This is a genomic window from Aeromonas rivipollensis, assembly GCF_037811135.1.
GTDB lineage: Bacteria > Pseudomonadota > Gammaproteobacteria > Enterobacterales > Aeromonadaceae > Aeromonas > Aeromonas rivipollensis.
On record NZ_CP149130.1, the window covers coordinates 2483431 to 2500868 of the forward strand.

The 17438-nt window shown below is 62.9% G+C and carries 12 protein-coding genes; 8 read left to right on the top strand and 4 right to left on the bottom strand.

Annotated elements, in window-relative coordinates; genetic code table 11:
- Positions 1 to 200: 200 nt before the first annotated feature.
- Both WIR04_RS11320 and WIR04_RS11325 read left to right on the top strand, forming a co-directional pair.
- The gene (locus WIR04_RS11320) at positions 201 to 3101 is read left to right on the top strand and encodes a DUF748 domain-containing protein (RefSeq protein WP_420883421.1); all 2901 of its coding nucleotides are present in this window, start codon (positions 201 to 203) and stop codon (positions 3099 to 3101) included.
- 994 nt (positions 3102 to 4095) lie between these two features.
- Complete coding sequence (locus WIR04_RS11325; protein WP_005315399.1) at positions 4096 to 4692, top strand: acetate uptake transporter; 597 nt, start codon at positions 4096 to 4098, stop codon at positions 4690 to 4692.
- A gap of 79 nt (positions 4693 to 4771) precedes the next feature.
- On the opposite strand, the gene WIR04_RS11330 is transcribed toward WIR04_RS11325, so the two are convergent.
- Entirely contained in the window at positions 4772 to 5581 is an 810-nt protein-coding gene (locus WIR04_RS11330) for a M90 family metallopeptidase (RefSeq protein ID WP_338886960.1), read from the bottom strand.
- Positions 5582 to 5600: 19 nt separating this feature from the next.
- The gene (locus WIR04_RS11335) at positions 5601 to 6032 is read right to left on the bottom strand and encodes a GNAT family N-acetyltransferase (protein ID WP_163148227.1); all 432 of its coding nucleotides are present in this window, start codon (positions 6030 to 6032) and stop codon (positions 5601 to 5603) included.
- Positions 6033 to 6342: 310 nt separating this feature from the next.
- Between WIR04_RS11335 and WIR04_RS11340 the strand changes: the two genes are divergently transcribed.
- Positions 6343 to 7836, top strand: coding sequence for an amino acid carrier protein (locus WIR04_RS11340; RefSeq protein WP_307764500.1), 1494 nt, complete (start codon positions 6343 to 6345; stop codon positions 7834 to 7836).
- An 81-nt stretch (positions 7837 to 7917) separates the two neighbouring features.
- Here the strand turns inward: WIR04_RS11340 and WIR04_RS11345 are convergent, their stop codons facing one another.
- On the bottom strand, positions 7918 to 8724 hold the full coding sequence (locus tag WIR04_RS11345) for a crotonase/enoyl-CoA hydratase family protein (protein ID WP_338886962.1): 807 nt from the start codon (positions 8722 to 8724) through the stop codon (positions 7918 to 7920).
- A 159-nt stretch (positions 8725 to 8883) separates the two neighbouring features.
- Here WIR04_RS11345 and WIR04_RS11350 point away from each other — a divergent pair, with 159 nt between their 5' ends.
- The 5 genes from WIR04_RS11350 to WIR04_RS11370 all read left to right on the top strand — a co-directional run bounded on the left by WIR04_RS11350 (position 8884) and on the right by WIR04_RS11370 (position 15173).
- Positions 8884 to 10671 (top strand): putative nucleotidyltransferase substrate binding domain-containing protein, encoded by a 1788-nt coding sequence (locus WIR04_RS11350; RefSeq protein WP_338886963.1) that lies wholly within the window; start codon positions 8884 to 8886, stop codon positions 10669 to 10671.
- A gap of 2 nt (positions 10672 to 10673) precedes the next feature.
- Positions 10674 to 11300, top strand: coding sequence for a 3'-5' exonuclease (locus WIR04_RS11355; protein WP_338886964.1), 627 nt, complete (start codon positions 10674 to 10676; stop codon positions 11298 to 11300).
- A 107-nt stretch (positions 11301 to 11407) separates the two neighbouring features.
- Positions 11408 to 11719, top strand: coding sequence for a DUF485 domain-containing protein (locus WIR04_RS11360; protein WP_163148230.1), 312 nt, complete (start codon positions 11408 to 11410; stop codon positions 11717 to 11719).
- Positions 11716 to 13368, top strand: a complete 1653-nt coding sequence (locus tag WIR04_RS11365) for a cation acetate symporter (protein ID WP_338886967.1) — start codon at positions 11716 to 11718, stop codon at positions 13366 to 13368. The genes WIR04_RS11360 and WIR04_RS11365 overlap by 4 nt, the downstream gene beginning before the upstream one ends.
- Positions 13369 to 13580: 212 nt before the next feature.
- Entirely contained in the window at positions 13581 to 15173 is a 1593-nt protein-coding gene (locus WIR04_RS11370; protein ID WP_025326822.1) for an ABC-F family ATPase, read from the top strand.
- A 295-nt stretch (positions 15174 to 15468) separates the two neighbouring features.
- On the opposite strand, the gene ppiD is transcribed toward WIR04_RS11370, so the two are convergent.
- Positions 15469 to 17382: a peptidylprolyl isomerase gene (gene ppiD, locus WIR04_RS11375; RefSeq protein ID WP_338886970.1), complete on the bottom strand. Its 1914-nt coding sequence runs from the start codon at positions 17380 to 17382 to the stop codon at positions 15469 to 15471.
- Between the last annotated feature and the right edge of the window lie 56 nt (positions 17383 to 17438).

Consider the following 17438-nt stretch of genomic DNA (forward strand, 5'->3'; position numbering starts at 1 on the left):
CCCGCAGTCCATCCGAGTTGGTGTGAAAGGCTGCCGACTGCTTGATCTCCCCCCATCCCGAACAAAAAGGCAGGGCCCCCCCCCCTGGCGCAGGAGGCCGAACCTTGCTCAATAATTCGGCTAACCCGGACAGAGCAAGGCGCAGCCAGAGAGCCATACCATGATCGAACGGCGATTAATTGCTACCATGTGCGCATCAAATGGAGACCATCATGCCCAAGCCTCTGCCCGCTCGCCTGTTGCGTTACGCCCTCTATCTCTGCGCCGGTCTGCTCATCTGCGTCACCATCTTGCTCTGGCAAGCCCCCAACCTCATCCAGCGCCACCTGCCGGGCTGGCTCGCCACCCATTATGGTCTGCAACTCACCCTGGGGAAGATAGAGGTCGGGCTGCGCTCCCCCTCCCTCACCCTGGGGCCCAGCACCCTGCTCGATGAGCAGCAACATCCCCTGGTGTCGTTCGACGGGTTGCGGCTCATCCCTAAGCTGAAGGAGAGCTGGCGTCAGAGAGCCCTGGTGCTGGAGGAGCTGATCCTGACCGCCCCCAGGGTGGATCTGGTGCGCCTGGCGGACAGCAAGGGAGAGGCTCGCTTCAATCTGACCGAGGTCCTGGCCCCCCTGCTCTCGCCAGTGCAAGCGCAGACGCCACCGGTCGCCACCGAGCCCGTCGTGGTAAGCATCGGCAAGCTGGCCCTGGTCCAGGGGCAATTTCACTACCGGGATAGCCGCAAACAGCGCAGCCCGGGCTGGGTGCCGCCCCTGACCCTGGACAAGATCGCCCTGCAACTGCCCGATTTTTCCAGCGCAGCGACGGCCCTCAACCCCTATCGGCTGAGTGCGACCCTCAATGAGAAGAGCCCCCTCAAGGCCGACGGTGAGTTCAACATCATGACGGGGGCCGGCAAGGGGCAGCTCAGCCTCGGCAAGCTGGCCCTCGCCCCCTTGGCCCCGCTCTGGGCCCCTTATGTCAAGGCCACACTGGCCAGGGGAGAGGCCAGCGCCGAGCTGGCGTACCGGCTCACATCCGGCAAGCAGGGGCTGGCATGGCAGATCTCAAGGGGCAGGCTGACCCTGGCCAACTGGCAGCTCAAGGGGGCCAAGGGGGGCGAATTTGCCCGTTTCAACCAGCTGGCCATGACCGGGATCCGGGTCGATGGCAGCAAGCAGTCCCTCGAGGTCGGGGCCCTCACCCTCAAGGCCCCCGCCGTCACCGCAGTGCTCGATGAAAAGCAGCAACTGGACCTGGCCGCACTGCTGGTCTCGCCGCCTGGCACCAAAGCCACGGCCAGACAGCCGACAGCGAGCAAGCCCTGGCGCTGGCAGCTCAGAGAGGCCCGCATCAGCCAGGGGGCGTTCAAGCTGACCGAGTCCAGCAGCGGCAAGCCCCTGTTGCGGGATCTCTCGGGATTGGAGCTCACCCTGGGGAGCCTCGGCAGCCAGCCCGGCCAGAGCAGCCCCCTCACCCTGACCGGCACCCTGCATCCCCAGGCAACCGTGGCCTTTGATGGCACCCTGGAGCTCAGCCCCTTCGCCCTGAACGGGACTATCAGGCAGCAGGGCCTGCCGCTCACCCTGGCGCAGCCCTATCTGCAGGATCTGCTGCGCATCAGCGTGCGGGATGGCCGGCTCGCCAGCCGCACCAAACTGGCCCTGACCACGGATGACAAGGGGGCTCTCAGCAAGCTGGACGTCAGTGGCGGGCTCGACATCGAGGGGCTGAATGTATTGGATCGGGCCGACAACCAGCGGCTGCTGCAGATAGACAAGCTGCAGCTGAGTGGCCTGCACTACGACGGCATCCGCCAGCAGCTGAAGATAGCCGACATACTGCTGAGCAAACCCTTCGCCCGCATCGAGATAAGCGAAGAGGGAGTCACCAACGTCCAGCAGTTGCTGCTGCCACAGCCGGCCAGCAAGCAGAGCGCCCCCGCACCGCATATCCTCATCGACCAGGTCCGCACCGCCCAGGGCAACCTGCGATTTGCCGATCGCAGCCTGAGCCCGGAATTCGTGGTGGACATCGCCTCCCTCGAGGGTCAGAGCCGCCACATCAGCAACACCCCGGGTCAGCGCTCCGAGCTCGCCTTCCATGGCAAGGTGGACAGATACGCCCCGGTGACCATCAAGGGGGGCGCCAACCTGCTGATCGACGATCCGGTGCTCGACGTCGCCGTGGCCTTCAACAACCTGGAACTCACCACCTTCACCCCCTACTCCAGCACCTATGCCGGCTACGCCATCGACAAGGGGCAGCTCTCCATGAAGCTCAACTACAAGCTGCAGGGCAACCGGCTGGAGGGGGACAACGACATCACCATCAAGAAGCTGCAGCTCGGCGAGAAGGTGAAGAGCGAGCAGGCCAAGGATCTGCCCCTCGGGCTCGCCATCGCCCTGCTGAGCGATGCCAGCGGCGTCATCAAGATGAACCTCAAGGTGAAGGGCAACCTGGATCAGCCGGATTTCAGCCTGGGCAACATCTTCTGGGACGTGCTCGGCAACACCCTCGGCAAGGCCATCAGCTCCCCCTTCTCCCTGCTGGCCTCCCTGACCGGCGGCACCAAGGATCTCGATGAGCTCCCCTTCCTGCCCGGCGATCCCGCCCTCACCCCGACCCAGCAGAACAAGCTGACCACCCTGGCCCAGGCACTGAAAGACAGGCCCAGGCTCAGCATGAACATCCGCGGCAAAGTCAACTTCAACGAAGAACGGCCCATATTGCAGCGCCAGAAGCTGGAGCGGGTGCTGGCCAAGATCACCGGCAGCCCGGTGGATCTCGCCCTGCTGGAGCAGGATCCTGCCCTGCAGAGCGCCCTGGCCGAGGCCTATGAGGCCAAGTTCAGCGAAAACCTCGGCACCCTGGCCGATCGCCTGGCGCTCCCGGCGCAGAGCCCGGCCCTGCGCGCCCAGGCGGTGATCCTGTTGCGGGATCAGCAGCTGATCACCGCCAAGTCCCTACGCAACCTCGCCATGCGCCGGGCCCAGAACACCAAGGAGTATCTGGTGGATACCCAGGGCATCACGCCGGATCGCCTGTTCGTGCTGGACAGCCAGGTCAAGGAGACCGACAAGGAGGCCAAGGTGGTCCTCACCCTGGACAACTGATCCGCTGGGCGCCAAGGTGGCGCCCTGTTTCTGCCACGACGGCGCAGCACCTGACGGCAATACTGGCCATTCCCCTGATACCCTTCCCCCCGGATGACCCCTTCGCAGCCCATAGCGCCAGCCTGGCTGACCGCCCCCTCTCTTCAACTCGACCTTCAACACGGCCTTGAACACGAGCAGGGGGTTGCGAGGCTGCGTGCACCTCTCCTCGCTCCTTTGCTCCTTCTCCCGCCGCAGGCGAGCTGAGGACTGACGAGCCCCCTCCTTATTCAATGTCGTCTTTCTTCTGGAACTGGGCTGACCGCCAGGGTCAAGGTCGCCCCTCTCGCCAGCCATGCCGGCGAACCCGCCAATTCGGCCATCTGTCAATCTGAAGAAATGGCCCAATACTATTTATATGGTGATATTGGGCCATTTCTATATCTCGCCTTTTGCTCACCACAGGGACAGCCCCGTGACCCTGCCTTCCCGTCTCGAGGCGATTTTCACCCAGGCAACCCTTGACCCCGCACCTTGTCGGCTTGAGGCGCTTTTCGCCATACGGGGCATGCAAGCACCTCGCTCCAGCTTCCCTGCCCCCTCCTCTGCCTTGCCAGGGGTATGGAGACAGGACGGAGAGGGAGAGGGCAAACAGATGGACAAGCCAACCCGTCATAAAATAGGAGAAGCACACTCTTGTCTGATGGCATATGAAGACATTTTTCAATCAAAAAGAGCCCACAGCCACCGTCCGGGGTTTCCAAGGCTCCGCCAACCTCAGTTGCCATTACCGTTACCGAGTTTCATCTTGAGGTGCTATTCATACAAAAACGCAACCTTGAAAACGTTTTTCGTTCACCAGCCATCTACCTGAATGGTACGAATGGTTGGTCACTTAAAATTTCGTGTCATTTTTTTACCATTTAGAACCCTCCCCCCCTTGCTCAGGGCCAAGAGCCTGCCTAAAATCGCGCGTCTTTTATCAACCCCCACCTCTATTTTTGGAGAACGCCACGTGAGCGAAAAATTGGCCAACCCTGCCCCTCTGGGTCTGATGGGTTTCGGTATGACCACCATTCTGCTGAACATCCATAACGCAGGTTTCTTCCCCATCAGCGCCATGATCCTGGCCATGGGCCTGTGCTATGGCGGTCTGGCCCAGATCATCGCCGGTATCATGGAGTTCAAGCGTGGCAACACCTTCGGTGTCACCGCCTTCATCTCCTACGGCACCTTCTGGTGGAGCCTGGTGTTCCTGCTGGTGATGCCGACCATGGGTCTGGCCGAAGCCACTCCCCACGCCTACATGGGCTGGTACCTGCTGATGTGGGGCATGTTCACCCTCTTCATGCTGGTGGGCACCGTCAACTTCCCGCGCGTGAAGCAGTTCGTGTTCGCCTCCCTGACAGTGCTCTTCTTCCTGTTGGCCGCCCGTGACTTCACCGGCAGCACCCTGATCGGCACCATCGCCGGTTTCGAAGGCATCATCTGTGGCGCCAGCGCCATCTACCTGGCCATGGCCACCGTGATCAACGAACAGTTCGGCCGCACCGTGCTGCCGATTGGCGATCACAAGAAAGCCGCAGCAGTCCAGCTCAAGGCTGCCGCGTAAGCGCAGCCCCAGGCCTTCGCGCCCATGCAAAAGGCACCCCTAGGGGTGCCTTTTGTTTTTTCTGTCGCCGCAATGCCGATCAGCTCTGCTCCTCGGCATATCCCGCCAGCAACCGGGTGGCCGGGAAGCGGGCGGCAGGCTGCTGACCATAGAAGCGCGCGAGCTGCTCGTAGACTGCGGGATAGACGGCCCGCAGGCGCAGGGGCTCGGTGAAAAAGCTCTCGCTGCACACCGCGAAAAACTCGGCGGGGTGCGAGGCGGCATAGGGATCTATCTGCGTCACCTCTCCCCTGGCCAGCTCTGCATTCATCTCATCGAACGCGCTCTGCAGCGCCTGGGTCCACTGGCGCTGATCCATGCCGCTCGGCAGCGGCGGCCCCCCGTCGGCATCCCCCCCCAGCATGTCGAGCTTGTGCGCCAGCTCGTGGATCACCAGGTTGAAACCATCCCAGTCCCCATCCTGCTGCAACTCGCTCCAGGCCAGCACCAGGGGCCCCTGGGGCCAGGATTCGCCGGCGTTCTCCTCCTCCCACTCGCTCACCAGCCCGAACTCGTCCTGCACCTCCTGGCGGCGGGTGACGGGCTCGGGGATGATGATCACCTCGTGAAAGCCGCGATACCACTCCAGCCCCAGATGCAAGATGGGCAGCACCGCCTGCAGGGCCAGCACTCCCTGCTGACGGGGGCTGAGCTCGACCCCGAGCTGGGTCAGCGTCTTGCGGGAGAGGAAGTGGCGGGCCAGTTCGATCAGCTGCTGCTCTTCATCGCGGGAGAAGCCCTGCAAAATGGGCACGGCCGCCAGGGCCTGCTGCCACTCCAGCGCCTGTGGGGCATGACGCTCCCCGGGAGAGGCAAGACCGAATACCGCTTTCAACCTGGACCAGAACACAGGGACTCCTCATACCACATCAGAATAATTTCACGAACCGCTTCGGCCGCTCCCCATACCCTTGCGCCAGGTAGAAGCGGTGAGCCCCCTCGCGCTTGAGGCTGCTGGAGAGCTCCAGCTGGCTGCAACCCGAGGCCAGCGCCCGCGCCTCGGCCTCCGCCAGCAGCAGGGCACCAATGCCGCCGCTCCTTGCACCTTCATCGATAACCAGCGCCGAGATCAGGCCCCAGGCTGGTGCAAGGTGCATGGGTTGCAGCCTATGCCAGATCAGCACCCCCACCATGTTTCCATGGCGCTCTGCCACCAGCACCTCCCGAGCGGGATCCGGCTCGGCCAGCCGTCCGTCCACCTCCTCGCCCGGGGTGGGATAACCCAGCTGTGCGAACAGCGCCGACAACAGGGCGCCATCCCCCCGCTCGGCGAGACGAATGGTGCAGTTATCTTCTCTCATTGTCACTCCTGGCCTCCTATTTGCACTATGCCCTGCGGGCCCCTGGGTCGGGAAAAGATGCACCTGATGGGTAAGTTCCGAATCTTGTCCAGTTCCACGCACCATTTGTTAATGTCAATTCACAAATTAACAAAGTGACAACACTTTTCACTAGGAAGGGCCGATACAAACCGATATGTTAAATCCCGCGGACTAACCAGTCGAAAGTCCCGCACAATACTGAGTGGCCCCCTTGGTCACCACATATTTCAATGTTAAGGGAGCGAGGCATAGACCTCGCCAAGACAGCGCAACAAAGGAGTTGTTGTACATGAATGAGATCGTCAATGCCATCAATGGCGTGATTTGGAGCCCAGCGCTCATCTATCTGTGTCTGGGGGTGGGCCTCTACTTCTCCCTGCGCAGCCGTTTCCTGCAACTGCGCCACATGAAAGAGATGGTGCGCCTGATGTTTGATGGCAAGAGCACGGATGCCGGTGTCTCCTCCTTCCAGGCGCTGGCCATGACCCTGGCCGGTCGGGTCGGTACCGGCAACATCGCCGGCGTCGCCACCGCCATCACCTTCGGGGGCCCGGGCGCCCTGTTCTGGATGTGGATGGTCGCCTTCCTCGGCGCCAGCTCCGCCTTCGTGGAGTCCACCCTGGGTCAGGTCTACAAGGAGAAGATCAACGGTGAATACCGCGGCGGCCCGGCCTTCTACATCGAGAAAGGGCTCGGCATGAAGTGGTACGCCTGGACCTTCGCCATCGCCACCATCTTCGCCTGCGGCGTGTTGCTGCCAGGGGTGCAAGCGAACTCCATCGGCTCCAGCCTGCAGACCGCCTTTGACATCGATCCGAACGTCACCGCCGCCGGTCTGGCGCTGCTGCTCGGCTTCATCATCTTCGGCGGCGTCAAACGCATCGCCAGCTTCGCCAGTACTGTGGTGCCCTTCATGGCGCTGGGTTACATCATCGTCGCCTGCGTCATCATCGCCCTCAACATCGGCCAGCTGCCAGGCGTCATCCTGCTGATCTGGAAGAGCGCCTTCGGGATGGAAGCCGGTTTCGGTGCCATCCTGGGTCTGGCCATCATGTGGGGCGTCAAGCGTGGCGTCTACTCCAACGAAGCGGCTCAAGGCACAGGCCCCCACGCCTCCTCCGCCGCCGCTGTGAGCCACCCCGCCAAACAGGGCCTGGTGCAGGCGTTCTCCGTCTACATCGACACCCTGTTCGTCTGCTCCGCCACCGGCTTCATGCTGCTGATAACCGGCCTGTACAACGTACAGGGTCCAGACGGAGCCGCCCTCTATACCGGCATCGCCGGCATCGCGGCCGGCCCCGGTTATGTGCAGACCGCCATGGAGAGCATGATGCCCGGCTTTGGCAACTACTTCGTCGCCATCGCCCTGTTCTTCTTCGCGTTCACCACCATAGTGGCCTACTACTACATCGCCGAAACCAACATCGCCTACATCAACCGCAAGATCAACCGCCCCTGGCTCACCTTCCTGCTGAAGCTGGCCCTGATGGCCTCCACCGTCTACGGCACCGTCAAGACCGCCGATCTGGCCTGGGGTCTGGGTGACATCGGGGTCGGCCTGATGGCCTGGCTCAACATCGGTGCCATACTGCTGCTGCAAAAGCCCGCCTTCGCCTGCCTGAAGGACTATGAGGCCCAGAAGGCCCTGGGGCTGGATCCCGTGTTCCACCCGGAGAAACTCGGCATCAAGAACGCCGACTACTGGACGGGTCGCCGCTCCGAGCAAAACCTGGAGCAGGAGCAATCCGGTCATCCGTTCGAGCCGGACCGCCAGTCCACCTGAACCATTGACCCCTAAACAGATAAAGAAATGGCAGCTTAGGCTGCCATTTTCATTTCTGCTCTCTTGCGAGTGAGCGCCGGTTCAGAGCGCATTGCGGCGGGGTCCGAACGGCAGGCGCCAGCGAAACAGGCTGTTGAGGGTCGCCCGCCACTGATTGGGGCGCCCCAGGATCTGCTTTTGCAACCGGGTCTCTTCCTTCAGCATCACCTCATCGCTGCGGGCCCAGGCCTGATGGTAGAGCTGCTTGATCCCCGCCAGCGCATCCGGCGACTTGGTAATCAGTGTCCTGGCGAACTCCCGCGCCGCGTCGAGGGGATCCTCGCAGACCCGGCTCACCAGCCCGAGCGCCCGCGCCTCCTGGGCATCCAGCTCGCGACCGCTCATGGCCAGTTCCATGGCGGTGTCCACCCCCATCAGATTACGCAGGGTGACGCTGCCACTCATGTCGGGGATGATGCCCCACTTGATCTCCATCACGGAGAAGCGGCAATCCGGGGTGCTGAATCGAAAATCGGCCCCGAGCGCTATCTGCAGGCCGCCACCGAAACAGACCCCCTGGGTCACGGCTATCACCGGCACCGGCAACTGGTGCCAGCCATAGGCGACCCGCTGGGCCAGGTTGGTCGCCTCATCCGCCTCGCGTCTCAATATTTCCAGGGCCGCCACCGGCTGCCTTAGCATGGATTTCACATCCAGCCCGGCGCAGAACGCCCGCCCCTCGCCGTGCAGGATCACCGCCCGCAGCCCCTTCTGGCGCGCCAGCTGGTTCAGCGTCTCGTCGATGGCGCCGAACATGGCCCTGTCCAGCGCATTGAGCTTGTCCCCCCGGGTCAGCATCACCTCGGCGATGCCGTCCCGGATCTCGCACCTGATCCTTGGCTTGTCCATTTCCTTCCTCTTCCTTGTGCCTACACTGGTCATACCACAACGTTACCAGAGTGTTATCGGCAGGTACAGGGAGGTCAGCCCGGCTCTGCGACTAAAGTCGGCTGGCCCCGCCCTGGCCCCTTTGCCAGACTGGCCCCATGCTCACGGCCGAGAACTGCCATGTCACTTCTGTTCGATTTTTCCCGCCCGCCCTTTGATTGTCTGGGTGAGGCGGCCCGTGAACGGCTCGGCCAGCGCCTCAGCATCTGCTACTTTCGCGCCGGCCAGACGGTGCAACAACCGGGGGATGAGCCCGCAGGCCTCTACCTCGTCATCAAGGGCGTAGTGGAGGAGTCGGGGCCTCATCAGCCCTTCGGCGACTATGGCGTGGGGGACATGTTCGACGTGCGCGCCCAGTTCGACGGCCGCTGCCGCCATCGTTTCAGCGCCCTGGAGGACACCCTCTGCCAGCTGATCCCCCGCGACACTTTCCAGGGGTTGTGCGACGCGCACCCCGCCTTCGCACACTATTTCACCGCCACCCTGGCCGAGCGTCAGCGAGAGCAGGAGCGCCGCGGCCAGCTCGGGCAACAGAACCTGGCGGAATTCATCCTGACCCGCATCGACCCCGGCCATCTGCAGCCACCCCTGCTGCTGGACAGCCAGACCAGTCTGCTGGCCGCCAGCGAAGCCATGGCCAGCCGGGGCACCGATTGCCTGCTCTATCCCGCCTCTGACGGCAGCCTGAGCCTGGCCACCCGCAAGACCCTGCTCCATGCCCTGACCCTCAAGGGTCTGCCCCTGACGGCGCCGCTGGCGGTGCTGACCCCGGCGCCGCTGATCGGCCTGACGCAAGGCAGCTACCTGTTCGATGCCCTATTGCTGATGACCCGCCACCGCATCAAGCGGCTGGTCATCTGGCAGGGGCAGGAGGTGGCGGGAGTTCTGCACCTGACCCAGGTGCTGGGGCTCTTCTCCGCCCACTCCCATGTGCTGACCCTGCGCATCGCCCGGGCAGACAGCCAGAGCGCCCTGGAGGCGGTGGCCCGGGAGCAGCAGCAACTCATTCGCACCCTGTTTGCCCAGGGGATCCATACCCTCTTTCTGATGAAGCTCATCGCCACCATCAACGAGCAGTTGATCGCCAAGGCCTTCGCCCTGGTGATCCCCCCCGAGGTGCAGGAGCAGGTATGCCTGCTGATGCTGGGCTCGGAGGGGCGTGGCGAGCAGATCCAGAAAACCGATCAGGACAACGCCCTGATCCTGCCGGATGGCCTGCATTGGCCAGACCGCCAGGCCGATCTGGCCGCCTTCAGCGCCCTGCTCGCGCGGCTCGGCTATCCCCCCTGCCCAGGAAAGGTGATGGTCAGCAATCCGGAGTGGGTCAAGGGTGCCCGGCAGTGGCAGGACGAGATAGAGCAGGCATGCGTGCGGGCCAGCGAGGCCGACCTGCTGTGGCTCGCCACCCTGGCCGATGCCCAGGCCATCATGGGGGATCGCCCCCTGCTCGCCCCCCTCGCCCGCTATCTGAGAGAGCGACTGGCCGACAGGCCGGATCTGCTGGCGGAGATGGCCCGGGCAGCGGTCGCCTTCCACACCCCCCTCACCCTCTTTGGCCGGCTGGAGCAGGCCCCCGAGGGGCTGGATCTCAAGCGCGGCGGCCTCTTCCCCCTGGTGCACGGCCTGCGCGTGCTGGCCCTGGAGGCAGAAGTGCTGGAGACCTCGACCCTGGGGCGGATCGACGCCCTGGTGGCCGCGGGGCGCCTGAGCCCCGACTATGGCGCCAACCTGGCGGAAGCCTTCCGGCTGTTTGTGCGACTGCGGCTGCGCAGCCAGCTCAAGGATGGCGACAGCCGGGTACAGGTCGCCGAACTCGCTCACGGTGAGCGGGATCTGCTGCGCCACGCCCTGCATCAGGTGAAGAAGTTCCAGCAGTGGCTCACCTTGCACTTTCGTCTTAGGCAATAGGCATGTGGTGCCGCTGGCGACGTCGTTGGCTGGGTCGGGGCTTTGGGGACGGGGAGTTTGCCCCCCTCTTTGCGACGCCCCCCGAGGAGGAGTGGGTGGCGCTGGATTTCGAGACCACCAGCCTGGATCCCGAGCGGGCCGAGATAGTCTCCATCGGGGCGGTACGCATCCAGGACAACAGGGTGTTGACCGGCGAGGCGCTGTCCATCAGGGTGCAGCCACCGGCCAGCCTGAGCGAACACTCGGTGGTGATCCACGGCCTGCGCCATCAGGATCTGCAACAGGGCATGGCGCTGGAGGCCGCACTGCGCCTGCTGCTGGCCTTCATCGGACCCCGCGAACTGGTGGGCTACCACATCGCCTATGATCTGCGGATCCTCAATCTGGCCTGCCAGCGGCACTGGGGGCTGCGCCTGCCCCAGCGTGGTCTGGAGGTGAGCCGGCTCTATCACGACCACCTCTATCGGCGCTATCCCGACGCCGTCATCGACCTGCATCTGGCCGCCATCTGTCAGCACCTGGGGTTGCCGCCCCTGCCCCTCCACGACGCCCTGAGTGACGCCACCGCCGCCGCCCTCATCTTCCTGCGCCTGCATCAGGGCGGCCCCCTGGCTTATCCCAAAGTCTAATTGTCCACAAATAACATTTAATTCACATTTTGGTTACATGAGCAGGCCCCCTGCTCGGTAGGGACAACCTTCAATCACAGCTGACACAACCGTCACGGAGAACTGCAATGGAACAGCAACGCTATCTGAGGATCCAGCAAGATCCCAACTTCCAGGAGCTGGTCAGCAAACGCCAGCGCTTCGCCTGGACCCTCTCCATCCTGATGCTGGGGCTCTACCTGGCGTTCATCCTGCTCATCGCCTTCGCCCCGGGCTGGCTCGGCACCCCGCTCAGCGAAGGCTCCAGCATCACCCGCGGCATCCCGGTTGGCGTGGGCCTCATCGTCTCCTCCTTCGTGCTGACCGGCATCTATGTGTTCCGGGCCAACGGCGAATTTGACGAGCTGAACCAGAAGATCCTCAAGGGAGTGCAATCATGAAAGGCAAGTCTCTGCTGCTCAGCGGCCTGGTCTCCACCCCCTTGCTGGCGGCCGATGCGCTGACCGGCGAGGTGCAACGCCAGCCCCTCAACATCTCGGCCATCGTCATGTTCGTGGCCTTCGTGGCCGCCACCCTGTTCATCACCTACTGGGCCTCCAAGCGCAACCGCTCGGCCTCCGACTACTATGCGGCCGGCGGGCGCATCACCGGCTTCCAGAACGGTCTGGCCATCGCCGGTGACTACATGTCCGCCGCCTCCTTCCTCGGCATCTCCGCCCTGGTCTACACCTCGGGCTATGACGGCCTCATCTACTCCATCGGCTTCCTGGTGGGCTGGCCCATCATACTGTTCCTGATAGCGGAAAGACTGCGCAACCTCGGCAAGTACACCTTCGCCGACGTGGCCTCCTACCGCCTCAAGCAGACTTCGGTACGCAGCCTCTCAGCCAGCGGCTCCCTGGTGGTGGTGGCCCTCTACCTCATCGCCCAGATGGTGGGTGCCGGCAAGCTCATCGAGCTGCTGTTCGGCCTGCAATACCATGTGGCCGTGGTGCTGGTCGGCATACTGATGGTGCTCTACGTGCTGTTCGGCGGCATGCTGGCCACCACCTGGGTCCAGATCATCAAGGCTGTCATGCTGCTCTCCGGCGCCTCCTTCATGGCCATCATGGTGATGAAGTCCGTCAACTTCGACATCGGTGCCCTGTTCAGTGAAGCGGTCAAGGTCCATGCCAATGGCGCCGCCATCATGAGTCCGGGTGGCCTGGTGGCCGATCCCATCTCCGCCATCTCTCTCGGGCTGGCCCTGATGTTCGGCACCGCCGGTCTGCCCCACATACTGATGCGCTTCTTCACCGTGAGCGACGCCAAGGAAGCCCGTAAATCGGTGTTCTATGCCACCGGCTTCATCGGCTACTTCTACATCCTGACCTTCATCATCGGTTTCGGTGCCATTCTGCTGGTCAGCACCAACCCGGACTTCAAGGACGCCACCGGCGCCCTACTGGGAGGCACCAACATGGCCGCCGTCCATCTGGCCGACGCCGTGGGTGGCAGCCTGTTCCTCGGCTTCATCTCCGCCGTGGCCTTCGCCACCATACTCGCCGTGGTTGCCGGGCTGACCCTGGCGGGTGCCTCTGCGGTCTCCCACGACCTCTATGCCTGCGTCATCAAGGAAGGCAAGGCCAACGAAGCCGACGAGCTGCGCGTCTCCAAGATGACGACCCTGGTGCTGGGTGTCGTCGCCATCGGCCTCGGCATCCTGTTCGAGAAGCAGAACATCGCCTTCATGGTGGGCCTGGCCTTCTCCATCGCGGCGAGCTGCAACTTCCCGGTGCTCTTCCTCTCCATGTTCTGGTCCCGCCTCACCACCCGCGGCGCCGTCTATGGTGGCTGGCTGGGCCTCATCAGCGCCGTGACCCTGATGATCCTGGGCCCCACCGTGTGGGTGAAGGTACTGGGCCATGCCCAGGCTATCTTCCCCTACGAGTACCCGGCGCTCTTCTCCATGGCGCTGGCCTTCGTCGGGATCTGGTTCTTCTCGGTCACCGACAAGTCCCAGACGGCCTCCGAGGAACACCAGAAGTTCTTCCCGCAGTTCGTCCGCTCCCAGACCGGGCTCGGTGCCTCCGGCGCCTCCGCCCACTAAGGTTGTCTGACCGCCCCGAAGCCGGCCCTGTGCCGGCTTTTCTTATTCCTGGCCTCCCCCCTCGCCTCCCTTTTCCCGACCCGCAGGCAAGTGGCGCCTTGCTCGCCACCTGGCCCCCGGTGCAATGGGCCCCGATCACAGTTCTTGCTAAAACTTTCGGGGGATCTGTGCCATAATGCGCGCCATTTGACAGACAACCTGGGACATCTCCTTTGTTAAGCAGCAACAACATCACCATGCAGTTCGGCGCCAAGCCGCTGTTTGAGAACATCAGCGTCAAGTTTGGCGGCGGCAACCGCTACGGCCTCATAGGCGCAAACGGCTGTGGCAAGTCCACCTTCATGAAGATCCTCGGCGGCGATCTGGAGCCCACTGGCGGTAATGTGAGCCTGGACGTCAATGAACGCATCGGTAAGTTGCGCCAGGATCAGTTCGCCTACGAAGAGATGCGCGTGCTGGACGTGGTCATGATGGGCCACGTCGAGCTGTGGGCCGCCATCGCCGAGCGCGATGCCATCTATGCCAACCTCGAAGCGACCGACGACGACTACATGAAGGCCGCCGAGCTGGAAGGCCTTGTCGCCGAGTATGACGGCTATACCGCTGAATCCCGCGCTGGCGAGCTGCTGCTGGGTGCCGGCATCCCCATCGAACTGCACAACGGCCCCATGAGCGAAGTGGCCCCGGGCTGGAAACTGCGGGTGCTGCTGGCACAGGCGCTGTTCTCCAACCCCGACATCCTGCTGCTGGACGAACCGACCAACAACCTGGACATCAACACCATCCGCTGGCTGGAGCAGGTGCTCAACGATCGTGAAAGTACCATGATCATCATCTCTCACGACCGTCACTTCCTGAACTCCGTCTGCACTCACATGGCGGATCTGGACTACGGCGAGCTGCGGGTCTACCCGGGCAACTACGACGAGTACATGACGGCGGCCACCCAGGCCCGCGAGCGTCTGATCGCCGACAACGCCAAGAAGAAGGCCCAGATTGCCGATTTGCAATCCTTCGTCTCCCGGTTCAGTGCCAACGCCTCCAAGTCGAGCCAGGCCACCTCCCGCCTCAAGCAGATCGACAAGATCAAGATCGAGGAGGTGAAGGTTTCCAGCCGTCAGAACCCCTTCATCCGCTTCGAGCAGGAGAAGAAGCTGTACCGCAACATCCTGGAGATTGAAGGGCTGTCCAAGGGGTATGGTGAAGAGCCGCTGTTCAAGGGCCTGAGCATGATGCTGGAAGTGGGCGAGAAGGTCGCCATCCTGGGTACCAACGGCATCGGTAAATCCACCCTGATCAAGACCCTCATGGGCGAGCTGGCACCGGACAGCGGCACCATCAAGTGGTCCGAGAATGCCCAGATCGGCTACTACGCCCAGGATCACGCCGACGATTTCGACACCGATCTCAACGTGTTCGACTGGATGGCCCAGTGGAAACAGGCCAACGAAGACGAGCAGGCGGTACGCTCCGTACTGGGCCGTCTGCTGTTCTCCCAGGACGACATCAAGAAGCCGGTCAAGGTGCTCTCCGGTGGCGAACAGGGTCGCATGCTGTTCGGCAAGCTGATGATGCAGCGCCCCAACATCCTGATCATGGATGAGCCGACCAACCACCTGGACATGGAATCCATCGAATCCTTGAACCTGGCGCTGGAGATGTATCAGGGCACCCTGATCTTCGTCTCTCACGACCGTGAGTTCGTGTCGTCCCTGGCGACCCGCATCATGGAACTGACCGAGAACGGCATCCGTGACTTCGGCGGCACCTACGAGGATTACCTGCGCAGTCAGGGCGTGGTGTAACCTCCGGGTCTTCCATCATGAAACCGGCGCCAGTGGCGCCGGTTTTTTTTATGCCTCCTTGCTCCCCCTGCGAGCCTCTCCCACTGAAAGAGAAGGGTTGGGAAAGCAAGAGTGAGGTGCAGGCATCGCGCGTTGTCATAAATCAGTCCCGCTCATCCCCTGCCAGGATGGGCAGCACGAGCCCGTCCCTGGCCCCTTCCCTCTTCAGCCCGCCCGCGCTTGCCGAGCGGGCACCTGTTCGGGACATAAAAAAACGGCTCCATCAAGGAGCCGTTTTCAATGAGGGCGTGGTCGATTACTCGACGGTCGCCTCCACGTCGGTGAAGTACTCAATCTTGGCCGCTTTGCGCAGCTCGTCGATCAGCGACTTGTAGTCGGCCTGGGCCTTGCCCTGACCGAGCTGGCCTTGCAGCAGGCTCACCATCTGGGACGGTTCCTTGGTCACATTGACCTTGTCCAGCGCCACCACCACGCGATCGCCATTGGCTTCGGCCACCAGTTCGACGCTCGGCTTGCCATCCTTCGGATGGGGCATGCGGAACGCCTGGGCCAGCAGGTTCTGATCCATCTCCTGGGCGAAGCGGGAAACCCCCTTGTGGCTCTCCACCTTCAGCCCGAGGGCGGTCAGATCGGCCTGGATGTCCTCGCCGGCGTGCAGCTTGTCCAGCAGGCCCTGGGCCTTGCCACGGGCTACTTCGCTGGCCTTCTCATGCTTGATGGCCGCAATCACCTGATCCTTGATCTCCGCCAGCGGCTTGGCCGCCTTGGGCTGATGACCCATGATGTGCAGCACCAGCGCCTTGCCATCGGCGAGCTCGATCACGTCGGAGTTGGTGTTCTCGTCGCGCAGTTGCTCGGAGAAGGCAGCAGCAAGCACCTTGGGATCATTGAGGGGCGCCTGGGCATCGGCCTGGCTGAAGTAATCAGACGAGACCACCTTCAGACCCATGGCTTCGGCAGTCAGATCCAGCGAATCCGGGTTCTCGAAGCTGCTGTCGGCCATCTTCTGCTGCTCGGCGAAGAACAGCTCCTTGGCCTTGTCCGCTTGCAGACGGGTGATGGTTTCGCTCATCACATCCACGAACGGCTTGGTCTTGGCAGGCTCGACTGCCAGCAGCTTGATGATGTGGAAACCGAACGGGCTCTTCACCACGGCAGAGAGATCCCCCGCCTTGGCCAGCGCAAAGGCAGCCTGCTCGAACGCCGGATCCATCACCCCTTTCTCGAACCAGTCCAGTTCGCCGCCCTTCTTGGCGGAGAAGGTATCGCTGGAGTTGGCTTTGGCCAGGGTAGCGAAGTCTTCACCGCCCTTGACCTTGGCCAGCAGCTCGTCGGCCTGCTTCTGGGCCGCCTTCTCATCCTTGCCAAAGGGGATCAGGATGTGTGCCACGCGGCGACGCTCCGCACGCTGGAACAGGTCCTGGTGCTGATCGTAGTAATCCTGGGCATCCTGCTCGGTCACCTTGATGTTCTTGCTGAGGTTGGCGGCATCGAGCAGCAGGTAGTCGACCTTGACCTTCTCGTCGTTCATGAAGCGGCCGCTGTTGGCCTTGTAGAACTGATCCACCTCGGCGTCGGTCACCTCGACCTCACCCAGGTAGGCGGAGGCAGCCAGGCGTACCAGGCGCAGGTCCCGGGTCTGGTTGTAGAGCTTGTCGAGCTGCTCGGCCTCGCCCTTGAGGGCGAACTCGGAGCCCAGCAGGGCGCCCATCAGTTGCTGGCGCACCATGTCCTGGCGCAGGGAGTCGCGGAACATCTCCGGGGTCATGCCGGCACGGCGGATCAGCTGCAGGTAGCGATCGTTGTTGAACTTGCCGTCCTCGGCAAACTCCGGCATCTCCACGATGGCCTGCTTGATCTGCTCATCGCTGACCCGCAGGCCGAGCTGACGGGCCTTGTCATCGATCAGCGCCTGATCGATCAGCCTGTCCAGCACGCCGCGGCGGAACTGTTTCATGTAGTCAGGGTTGGCGGCCAGCTGGTTGAAGGCCTCACCCATTTGGGATTCCATGCGGGCCCGCTCGTTGCGATAGGCATTCTCCAGTGCGGGGGCACTGATGTCATTGCCGTTGACGGTAGCGGGGGCGGTACGTGCCGGGCCATTGAGGTAGCTGCCTACACCGGCCAAGGCAAAGGAGAGGATGATCAGGCCCAAGATAACCTTGGCTACCTTGCCCTGCGCCCCTTCGCGTAGTTTATCCAACATCATGTTTGTACTTATGCTCCCGAACTCGATGGGCGTAAATAATGAAAAGGCGCACCGAT